Source organism: Streptomyces sp. NPDC057307, assembly GCF_042667665.1.
Lineage (GTDB): Bacteria > Actinomycetota > Actinomycetes > Streptomycetales > Streptomycetaceae > Streptomyces.
The window spans coordinates 1-9,438 of the sequence record NZ_JBHUZM010000210.1 but is presented as its reverse complement, the minus strand read 5'-3'; the positions used below and the strand labels follow the sequence as shown (position 1 = coordinate 9,438).

Annotated in this window: 10 protein-coding genes; 5 read left to right on the top strand and 5 right to left on the bottom strand. The window is 70.1% G+C overall.

From position 1 onward, the window contains the following. Nucleotides 1-35: 35 nt before the first annotated feature. The 3 genes from ACFUN8_RS35640 to ACFUN8_RS35630 all read right to left on the bottom strand — a co-directional run bounded on the left by ACFUN8_RS35640 (nucleotide 36) and on the right by ACFUN8_RS35630 (nucleotide 1,931). Entirely contained in the window at nucleotides 36-1,007 is a 972-nt protein-coding gene (locus tag ACFUN8_RS35640; protein ID WP_383647119.1) for an RNA polymerase sigma factor SigF, read from the bottom strand. Then, nucleotides 1,004-1,417, bottom strand: coding sequence for an anti-sigma regulatory factor (locus tag ACFUN8_RS35635; RefSeq protein WP_023538758.1), 414 nt, complete (start codon nucleotides 1,415-1,417; stop codon nucleotides 1,004-1,006). Before ACFUN8_RS35635 ends, ACFUN8_RS35640 begins: the two co-directional genes overlap by 4 nt. 253 nt (nucleotides 1,418-1,670) lie before the next feature. Continuing rightward, nucleotides 1,671-1,931 carry a UBP-type zinc finger domain-containing protein gene (locus ACFUN8_RS35630; RefSeq protein ID WP_383647115.1) on the bottom strand — a complete coding sequence of 87 codons (261 nt, stop codon included), beginning with the start codon at nucleotides 1,929-1,931 and terminating at the stop codon, nucleotides 1,671-1,673. A 37-nt stretch (nucleotides 1,932-1,968) separates the two neighbouring features. Here ACFUN8_RS35630 and ACFUN8_RS35625 point away from each other — a divergent pair, with 37 nt between their 5' ends. Further along, nucleotides 1,969-3,567, top strand: coding sequence for a Na+/H+ antiporter (locus ACFUN8_RS35625; RefSeq protein WP_383647112.1), 1,599 nt, complete (start codon nucleotides 1,969-1,971; stop codon nucleotides 3,565-3,567). Here the strand turns inward: ACFUN8_RS35625 and ACFUN8_RS35620 are convergent. Together ACFUN8_RS35620 and ACFUN8_RS35615 are read right to left on the bottom strand one after the other, a co-directional pair. Next, entirely contained in the window at nucleotides 3,546-4,508 is a 963-nt protein-coding gene (locus tag ACFUN8_RS35620) for a 1-aminocyclopropane-1-carboxylate deaminase/D-cysteine desulfhydrase (protein WP_383647110.1), read from the bottom strand. The genes ACFUN8_RS35625 and ACFUN8_RS35620 overlap by 22 nt on opposite strands. A gap of 74 nt (nucleotides 4,509-4,582) precedes the next feature. Next, nucleotides 4,583-5,173 carry an N-acetylmuramoyl-L-alanine amidase gene (locus ACFUN8_RS35615; RefSeq protein WP_383647107.1) on the bottom strand — a complete coding sequence of 197 codons (591 nt, stop codon included), beginning with the start codon at nucleotides 5,171-5,173 and terminating at the stop codon, nucleotides 4,583-4,585. A gap of 273 nt (nucleotides 5,174-5,446) precedes the next feature. Here ACFUN8_RS35615 and ACFUN8_RS35610 point away from each other — a divergent pair, with 273 nt between their 5' ends. From ACFUN8_RS35610 to ACFUN8_RS35595, 4 genes are all read left to right on the top strand, one after another. After that, nucleotides 5,447-6,853 (top strand): family 2B encapsulin nanocompartment shell protein, encoded by a 1,407-nt coding sequence (locus tag ACFUN8_RS35610; RefSeq protein WP_383647104.1) that lies wholly within the window; start codon nucleotides 5,447-5,449, stop codon nucleotides 6,851-6,853. 108 nt (nucleotides 6,854-6,961) lie between these two features. Further along, nucleotides 6,962-8,002, top strand: coding sequence for a family 2 encapsulin nanocompartment cargo protein polyprenyl transferase (locus ACFUN8_RS35605; protein WP_383647101.1), 1,041 nt, complete (start codon nucleotides 6,962-6,964; stop codon nucleotides 8,000-8,002). A gap of 211 nt (nucleotides 8,003-8,213) precedes the next feature. Beyond that, nucleotides 8,214-8,792, top strand: coding sequence for a dihydrofolate reductase family protein (locus ACFUN8_RS35600; protein WP_383647099.1), 579 nt, complete (start codon nucleotides 8,214-8,216; stop codon nucleotides 8,790-8,792). A gap of 102 nt (nucleotides 8,793-8,894) precedes the next feature. Further along, nucleotides 8,895-9,335 carry a DUF6304 family protein gene (locus ACFUN8_RS35595; RefSeq protein WP_383647096.1) on the top strand — a complete coding sequence of 147 codons (441 nt, stop codon included), beginning with the start codon at nucleotides 8,895-8,897 and terminating at the stop codon, nucleotides 9,333-9,335. Nucleotides 9,336-9,438 lie beyond the last annotated feature (103 nt).

Here is a 9,438-nt window from a genome sequence, read left to right as displayed (position 1 = left end):
GCGTACGGCCCCTCCGGCGATCTCAGGGAGGCGTCTCACTCCTCCACGAGCAGCTTCTCGCGCAGCTGCGCCAGCGTCCGGGCCAGCAGCCGCGAGACATGCATCTGCGAGATGCCGACCTCCTGCGCGATCTGCGACTGCGTCATGTTGCCGAAGAACCGCAGCAGCAGGATCCGCTTCTCGCGCGGCGGCAGATCCTCCAGCAGCGGCTTCAGCGACTCGCGGTACTCGACGCTCTCCAGCGCCTCGTCCTCCGAGCCGAGCGTGTCCGCCACCGCCGGGGACTCGTCGTCCGTGTCCGGCACGTCCAGCGACAGCGTGCTGTACGCGTTGGCCGACTCCAGCCCTTCGAGGACCTCTTCCTCGGAGATGCCCAGCCGCTCCGCCAACTCGTGCACCGTCGGCGAACGGCCGTGCTGCTGCGAGAGTTCGGCCGTCGCCGTCGTCAACGAGAGCCGCAGCTCCTGAAGACGCCGCGGCACCCGCACCGCCCAGCCCTTGTCACGGAAGTGCCGCTTGATCTCGCCGACGACCGTGGGCGTGGCGTACGTCGAGAACTCGACACCCCGCTCCGGGTCGAACCGGTCCACCGACTTGATCAGGCCGATCGTCGCGACCTGCGTCAGATCGTCCAGCGGCTCACCGCGATTGCGGAACCGGCGGGCCAGATGCTCCACGAGCGGCAGATGCATCCGCACCAGCTGATTGCGCAGCAGCGCCCGTTCGGGAGAGTCCTCGGGCAGCTTGCGCAGCTCGATGAACATCGCCCGCGCCCCGCTGCGGTCATGTGGATCGTGTTGCCTGTGCTCGCTCATCGTGGCCGCCCGCTCTGCCTGCGCCTGCTCCGCCGCCGTCTGGCCGTCGAGCCCGTCCACCGGATGGGGCCGGGCCTGCTGCTCAGGAATGCCCGACGGCACGAGCGCCGGATCCGCCGGAACCTCATGCCCATCGCGCGGATCCTGGGGAACCCGCTCCTCGTCACGCACCGGACCGTCCCCGTTCCTCACGCCGGCCCGGGTCCCGCGCCGCGCTGTTTGTACAGGCTGATGGCGACCGTGCGGTCGTCGGCGACCGTCGCGTCGACCTTGCCCGCGAGCGCCGACAGCACGGTCCACGCGAACGTGTCACGCTCCGGCGCGCGCCCGTCGGTCGTCGGCGCCGAGACGGTCACTTCCAGCGAGTCGTCGATGAGCCGGAACACACAGCTGAGGACGGAACCCGGTACGGCCTGTTGCAGCAGGATCGCGCAGGCCTCGTCGACCGCGATGCGCAGGTCCTCGATCTCGTCGAGGGTGAAGTCCAAGCGTGCTGCCAGGCCGGCCGTAGCCGTACGCAGCACGGACAGGTAGGCACCCGCAGCGGGCAGCCGGACTTCCACGAAGTCCTGGGTCCCGGGCTCGCCTGCGATCTGGGACACCCTCACCTCCAAGGTGGCACAAGCTTCTCAGGGCTCCGGGAAGGGAATCCCCCGAAGCCTTGCGGTACGTAGTCGGTACGCAGCCGGTCTGGACTTGGCGACGCTATCGCGATCCATGGTCCCGTGTCGCAGGGACCCCCGGGCCAGGGCCGGGCTGCCGGTTACTCATAGTAGGCATATGGGCACGGACAGTGGCTAGAGGTGTGCGGCAACCAATTACGAAGAACGGGCGGATGGTTGACGTACCCAGGGCTCAGACGATCGAACCGTCGACAAAGCACCATCGCCATGTCTCGCCGGGCTCGAAGCTACGCATCACGGGGTGGCCCGTATCCCTGAAATGCTGCGAGGCGTGCCGGTGCGGTGACGAGTCGCAGCACCCCACATGACCGCAGACCAGACAGAGCCGCAGCTGTACGGGGTGGCTGCCCGAGGCCAGACACTCCAGGCAGGTGTCGCTCAGCGGCGCGGGTTCGGGGCGTGGGAGGTCGGCAACGTGCTGGCACTCACTCATGATGGCCAGATTACGACGCTAGCGGAGGACGGTGGGCATGGACCCGTTGCAGCTGATCGCCCTGGTGGCGGGAAGCGCGGTGATCGCCGCGGCGGCCAGAAGGACGCCCGTGCCGGCCCCGCTGCTCCTGGTCACGGCGGGACTCGGCGCCGCGTACGTGCCGGGCGTGCCCAGCTACGTACTCGACCCGCACATCGTCCTGCCCCTGCTGCTGCCGCCCCTGCTGCACATGGCCGCGGTGGACAGCTCGTACCTGGACCTGCGCGCCAACGCGCGGGCCGTCGGTCTGCTCTCCGTGGGATACGTCCTGTTCGCGACGCTCGCCGTCGGCTACCTCGCGTATCTGTTCATCCCCGACCTGCCGCTGACCGCGGCCCTGGTGCTCGGCGCCGTCATCGCGCCGCCGGACGCGGTGGCGGCCACCGCCATCGCCCGCAAGCTGGGGCTGCCGAGCCGGATAACGACCATCCTGCAGGGCGAGTCGCTGGTGAACGACGCGACCGCGATCACCGCCTTCAAGGTGGCGCTCGCGGCGGCCGTCGGCGAAGGGGCGAGCTGGGCCGGCGGGATCGGCGAGTTCGCGCTGGCCTCCTTGGGAGGCATCGGTGTCGGCCTCGTACTGATGGTGCCGATCCACTGGCTCCGTACGCATCTTCGGGAGGCGCTGCTCCAGAACACGCTCTCGCTGCTCATCCCCTTCGTCGCCTACGCGGCGGCCGAACAGGTGGGCGCGTCGGGCGTGCTGGCCGTCGTGGTGGTCGGGCTCTACCTCGGACACCGGTCCTGGCAGGTCGACTTCGCGACCCGGCTCCAGGAGAGCGCCGTGTGGAAGATGGTCTCCTTCGTCCTGGAGTCCGTCGTCTTCGCGCTGATCGGGCTCCAGCTGCCCTATGTACTGAAGGGGCTCGGCACCTACGGCGGAATGGAGGTCGCCGGTTACGCCGTCGGGGTGTTCGTGACCGTCGTCGTGGTCCGCTACGTCTGGGTCTTTCCGGCCACGTTCGTACCGCGCATGCTGTCCAGACGGATCAGGGAGCGGGAACCGGACACCACCTGGAAGGCACCGCTCGTCGTCGGGTGGGCGGGCATGCGGGGCGTGGTGTCGCTGGCCATCGCCTTCTCCATTCCGCTGACCGTGCACGACGGCGACGACTTCCCGGCCCGCAACCTCGTCCTCTTCCTGACGTTCACGACCGTCATCGGCACCCTCGTCGTCCAGGGCCTCACCCTGCCCACGCTGATCAGACTGCTGAAGCTGCCGGGGCGCGACAGCTACGCCGAGACCCTGGCCGAGGCGCAGGCCCAGAGCCGGGCGTCGGTGGCGGCGGAGCAGCGGCTGGACGAACTGCTCGCCGACGACCGCAACGCCCTGGCCGATCCGCTGGCGGACCGGCTCCGCCATGTGCTGGAGCGGCGGCGGAACTCCGTGTGGGAACGGCTCGGCACCGTCAACGAGTTGACCGGCGAATCCGCCGACCGCACCTATCAGCGGCTGTCCAGGGAGATGATCGGCGCCGAACGCGACGTCTTCGTGACGCTGCGCGACGAGCGGCGGATCGACGACGAGATGCTGCGGACGCTGCTGCGCCGGCTGGACCTGGAGGAGGCGGCGGCCTACCGGGAGGAGTCCGACTGAGCCCCGCCGTCCGGCTCCGGACCGCCGGTCACGACGGCGGCGACCGTGCTGCCCGGCGGGAAGGCGCCCTCCTCGGCGAGGGTGGTCAGCCCGTGGAGCATCTTGGCCACATAGAGGCGCTCGACGGGGACCTGGTGCCGGTCCTCGAAGTCGGCGGCGAACGCGTCGAGCGCGGGCGTCGTACGGGCATAGCCGCCGCCGTGGAAGCGCTCGTCGAGCCGCCAGTCGCCCCGGGGGCCGCCGAAGGCCGCCAGCTGAAGCGCGCGGATCTCGCCGGCCAGGAAGCCGCCCCTCAGCACGGGGAAGCCGACGGCGCGCTGCCCGGGGGCGAGACCGGCTGCCAGGCCCGCGAGGGTGCCGCCGGTGCCGCAGGCGACCCCCACCACGTCCGCCGCACCGCGCAGCTCCCGGCCGAGGGCCGTACAGCCTTGCGCGGCAAGGGAGTTGCTGCCGCCCTCGGGGACGACGTACACCCGCTCACGAGGTACGGAGAGCCCGTCGGCGGCGGCGGTCAGCAGCGCCTTCAGTACGGAGGATTCCGTCTTACGGCGGTAGGTGGCCCGGTCGACGAAGTGCAGCCGCATGCCGTCGGCCACGCACCGGGCGAGTGAGGGATTCAGCGGGCGGGCGGCCAGCTCGTCGCCCCGGACGACCCCGACGGTCGCGAAGCCCAGCAGCCGGCCGGCGGCGGCGGTGGCGCGCAGATGGTTGGAGTACGCGCCGCCGAAGGTCAGCAGGACCCGATGGCCGGTGCCGGCGGCGGCCCGCAGGTTCGGTTCGAGTTTCCGCCATTTGTTGCCCGGCAGCGCGGGATGGATCAGATCGTCCCGCTTCAGCAGCAGCCGTACGCCGCGGCGGGTGAAGCGCTCGTCCTCGACGGTCCGCAGGGGTGACGGCAGCCGTGGCCGCAGGGCGGCGAGGTCGAGCGCTTCCGGGGTCACCCATTCATTGTCGCGTTCGCGGCCGCGCCGGCGCGTGCCGGGCGGGATCTGTCGGACAGGGCTCCGGACACCCCCTAGCTCAGCCGCTCGTCGATGCGCCGGCGCAGACTGGCCATGGAGACGCCGCGGGGGTCGATCTTGCCCGGCTGCCACTCCAGATGGCCGATGACCGACGGCGCGTTCCATTTGTGGACCCGGCACACGGCCGCAGCCGCGGCCTCCATGGCCTCGACCTGGACGGCGGGCCACGGGTCCTTGCCGTCGCCCAGGTTCTCGCACTCGAAGCCGTAGAAGTGCCTGTTCCCGTCCGTGTTGGCCTCGTTGTCCGGCGGCAGGGCCGTCTCGGCGATCACGGCGCGCAGGACGTCGTCGTCGCCGCTGCCCGCGTGGTTGGCCCGGCCGTAGCCGACCAGGTGCACCCGGCCGCGCTTGTCGATGACGCCGTGGCACAGCGGCCCCGGCAGACCCGCGTAGCCGTCGCGGCAGATCCGGACAGTGCTCGCGGTGCCCTTGGTGACCGTGTGGTGGATCATCACGCCGTGGACCGGGCCCCAGGGCCCCACGTGATTGCGGTTGTGCGTACGCCAGTCGCCTACTTCGACGACGGTCAGACCCTCGTCCTTCAGCGCGCCGATGAATCTGCTCGCAGACATGGGTGTGGCCATGTCGCCTCCTAGACCGGTGGATGTGGAACTGCGTCTCGTGTCGGTGTCGTTTGGCTGGCCTATTCCCCGAACACGGCGGAGTGGACCATCAATTCGCACGCTGTACGAGCTGATCCGGTCACTTTCGGCCGTCTGTCTGCACGGGGATGACAGAAGCGGTGAACGTGCCCCGACCACCGTGATCCAGTCCCACTCATTTGTGTGATAGCGCGACAACTATGCGTGATGCAAAGCTTGTTCACGCAGGTCAGCCCATGATCGAGAGGGAGACTTATGTCGGTTGGTGACGAGGTCCGTACGGTGGAGCAGCCTTCCCAGCAGAGCCTGGGGACGGACGCCGCGCGGAACCTGGCGACCACCACGAAGACGCCGCCGCAGATGCAGGAGATCACCTCGCGGTGGTTGCTGCGGATGCTGCCCTGGGTGCAGGTGCAGGGTGGTACGTACCGGGTGAACCGCCGGCTCAGTTATGCCGTCGGTGACGGGCGTGTGACGTTCGTGCAGACCGGCGACCGGGTGGCGGTCATCCCGGCGGAGCTGGGCGAGCTGCCCGCGCTGCGTGGCTTCGAGGACGAGCAGGTCCTGGCCGAGCTGGCGAACCGCTGCGAGCAGCAGGAGTTCGGCCCGGGGCAGACCGTGGCCGCCTCCGGCTCGGCGGCGGACCGGGTGTACCTGCTGGCCCACGGCAAGGTGGAGAAGGTGGGGGAGGGGCCCTACGGGGACGAGACGGTGCTCGAAGTCCTCGCCGACGGGGCGTACTTCGGGGATCAGGCGCTGGTGGACGACGAGGCCACCTGGCAGTACACGGCACGTGCGGCGACAGCCTGCACGGTGCTCGTGCTGACCCGGCAGGACGTGCTGAACCTGGCGGAGCGGGCGGGGTCGCTGCGCGGGCATCTGGACGGTCTCGCGTCCGTCCCGGAGCAGCGGACCAACAAGTACGGTGAGGCGGCGATCGAGCTGTCCGCCGGCCATGTCGGCGAGGCCGTGGTGCCTCATACGTTCGTGGACTACGAGGGGGCGCCGCGGGAGTACGAACTGAGCGTCGCGCAGACCGTGCTGAAGGTCCACAGCAGGGTCGCCGACCTCTACAACCAGCCGATGAACCAGACCGAGCAGCAGTTGCGGCTCACGGTCGAGGCGCTGCGCGAGCGCCAGGAGTACGAGCTGGTGAACAACCGCGAGTTCGGCCTGCTGAACAACTGCGACTACGGGCAGCGGCTGCAGCCGCACGGCGGGGCGCCCACCCCGGACGACATGGACGAGCTGCTGTCGCGCCGTCGTGGCTCGAAGATGTTCCTGGCGCATCCGCGGGCCATCGCCGCCTTCGGCCGCGAGTGCAACAGGCGGGGGCTCAATCCGGCCACGGTGGATGTCGCGGGCACGCATGTGCCGGCCTGGCGCGGGGTGCCGCTCTTCCCGAGCAACAAGATCCCGATCTCGGACGCCGGGACGACCTCGATCATCTGTATGCGTACGGGCGAGGCCGAGCAGGGAGTCGTCGGGCTCCAGCAGAGCGGTATCCCGGACGAGATCGAGCCCAGCATGTCGGTCCGGTTCATGGGCATCGACGAGCAGGCGATCATCTCGTACCTGGTCACCGCCTACTACTCGGCGGCGGTCCTGGTGCCGGACGCGCTCGGTGTTCTGGAGAACGTGGAAGTGAGCCGCTGGCACTGAGGTGACACGCGCGGGGTGGGGCCCGGACGTGTCCGTCCGTACGGCCGGGCCCCACCCCGCGCGCACCCGGCAGCCGCCCAGTCCGCCGCAGAGGAAGTGACCCTGACCATGACCAGCACGGATGCCGCCACCGATGGCCACGAGGCCGTGGCGCTCCTGGAGCGCTCGCGTAGCGTCGTCCAACCCGAACTGCGGGCGGCGGTCGAGTCGTTGCCCCCGGCCGTCCGCCGTGTCGCGAGATATCACTTCGGCTGGCAGGAGGCCGACGGTTCACCGGGTACGGGCGGTGCGGGGAAGGCGATCAGGCCCGCGCTCGTGCTCGCGGCGGCACGGGCGCTCGGAGGGGAGCCGCACCGGGCCGTCACGGCCGCGGTCGCCGTGGAGCTGGCCCACAACTTCACCCTGCTGCACGACGACGTCATCGACGAGGACCCGACCCGCAGACATCGGCCCACGGCCTGGACGGTCTTCGGCACCACCGACGCGATCATCGTCGGCGACGCCCTGCAGGCGCTGGCGCTGCGGCTGCTGGCCGAGGACCGCCACCCGGCCTCGTCCCCGGCCGCCGTGCGGCTCACCGACTGCGTCATCGAGCTGTGCGCCGGACAGCAGACGGACTGCGCGCTGGAGCTGCGCGGGCCGAGCGATGTGTCGCTGGACGAGTGTCTGACGATGGCGATGGCCAAGACCGGTGCGCTGCTGGGCACTTCGTGTGCGCTGGGGGCGCTCTACGCGGACGCGGGCGAGGCGGAGGTGGCCGCGCTCGACGCGTTCGGCCGGGAGGCGGGGCTGGCTTTCCAGCTGATCGACGATCTCATCGGGATCTGGGGCGACCCGGAGCGTACGGGCAAACCGGCCGGTGCCGATCTGGTCGCCCACAAGAAGTCGCTGCCCGTCGTCGCCGCGCTGGTCTCGGGGCATCCGGCCGCCGAGGAGCTGGCGGATCTGTACCGGCGGCCGATGGACGAGGCCGCTGTCGCGCGGGCCGCTTCGGCGGTGGAGCGGGCCGGCGGGCGCGACTGGGCGCAGGCCCAGGCGGCCGACCGGATGGCCCGCGCGGTCCATCAACTCTCCCTGGCGGTCCCGGATCTCGCGGCGGCGGGCGATCTGCTGGCCCTGGCGGAATACGTCACGCGGCGCACACGCTAGGGCCTGTTCGCGGGACCCGGACCGGGACCGAGGCCGGGGCCCAGTGTCCAGTGCTCAGCGCCCAGGGCCGCGAGTCGGGCGGTGCGGTAACACCTTGCGTAACCACTACGGATGAAGCACTATGAGCGCAGTGGTCATGGTCGCGCGCTCCGGACGGGTTCCGGGCGTCGGCCGTGACAGATTCTGTCGCCCATCGCAAAAGAGGTCCGGCTTGCGCAAGCTCAGCTATTTCATCGCCGCGTCGATCGACGGTTTCATTGGCGACCCCAGCGGTGAGGGCGGTTTCTTCACCCGCTTCGTCGACGAGGAGTTCCTCGCCTTCCTCAAGGAGGAGTATCCGGAGACGCTGCCGACGCCCGGCCGTCAGCCGCTGGGTATCGACCACCTGGAGAACAAGCAGTTCGACACGAACATCCAGGGCAGGCGCACCTATGAGGTGGCCCTGGACATCGGCGTCACCAGTCCGTACGCGCATATGCGCCAGCTCGTGGCCTCGCGGACCCTCGTGAGCACCGACCCCGCCGTGGAGATCGTCTCCGGGGACCTCGCCGCCATGGTCCGGAAGATGAAGCAGGAGGACGGTCTCGGGATCTACCTCTGTGGCGGCGCGAATCTCGCCGCCGAGCTGTTCGACGAGGTGGACGAGCTGGTCATCAAGACGTATCCGCTCATCCTCGGCTCCGGAATGCCCATGTTCGGCACGGAGTTCGCCCAGACCGAGTTCACGCTGGACTCCAACCGCACCTTCGGCAACGGAGCGGTCGTCAGGACGTACAGCCGTAAGCGCTGAGGCGGTTGAGGCGGCCGGCGCGGTGAATCCGGCGGGGTGGGACGGCCTGAAGCGGTGACCCACGCGCGCGGCGGAGCGGCCCGTACCGCTACAGTCCGCGCCATGACAGCGGAGTCGACGGAGTCATGGGCGGGTTGGTATCGGGACCGCCGCGGTGCGGAGCCCATCGCGATCATCGCGGACGGGCGGCAAGTCCGTACCCACATCAGGGGAGTTGCATACGAGGGGGCCGATTTCTCCGTGCTGGAACCCACGGAGGCGGGCGGGGTGTTGTCGTCCTGTGTGCTGGAGTGGGACATACCCATGCCCGTCAACGCGGGTGGCACGGTCCAACAGGCCACGCTCAGCTGCCTGTTGACGCTCCATGAGCGAGCGACGGGCGCGCCGTCCGGGCGTGCGGAGCTGAGCCTCACGCTGCGCTGCGGCGGGGCGGCCTACGAGTCGGGGATCGTCGGGGCGGGGTTCCGTGACGCCCTCGACCGGATCAAGCGACAGCTGCCGGACGACACGGAGTTCGGGGGCAGGATCCTGGTGAACGCCTGACCTTCCCGGCCCCCCTCCTCTGACCTTTCTCTGACCTTCCCCGACCGTCCCCCGACCTTCTCCGAAGGCGCGAACCGCCCCGGCAGGTGCACGGCACCTGCCC

What these genes read in the sequence shown, in the direction of transcription:
- ACFUN8_RS35630 (WP_383647115.1), bottom strand. Translation starts at nt 1,931, where the DNA reads ATGAGTGAGTGCCAGCACGTTGCCGACCTCCCACGCCCCGAACCCGCG.
- ACFUN8_RS35625 (WP_383647112.1), top strand. Translation starts at nt 1,969, where the DNA reads ATGGACCCGTTGCAGCTGATCGCCCTGGTGGCGGGAAGCGCGGTGATC.
- ACFUN8_RS35615 (WP_383647107.1), bottom strand. Translation starts at nt 5,173, where the DNA reads ATGGCCACACCCATGTCTGCGAGCAGATTCATCGGCGCGCTGAAGGAC.
- ACFUN8_RS35610 (WP_383647104.1), top strand. Translation starts at nt 5,447, where the DNA reads ATGTCGGTTGGTGACGAGGTCCGTACGGTGGAGCAGCCTTCCCAGCAG.
- ACFUN8_RS35605 (WP_383647101.1), top strand. Translation starts at nt 6,962, where the DNA reads ATGACCAGCACGGATGCCGCCACCGATGGCCACGAGGCCGTGGCGCTC.
- ACFUN8_RS35595 (WP_383647096.1), top strand. Translation starts at nt 8,895, where the DNA reads ATGACAGCGGAGTCGACGGAGTCATGGGCGGGTTGGTATCGGGACCGC.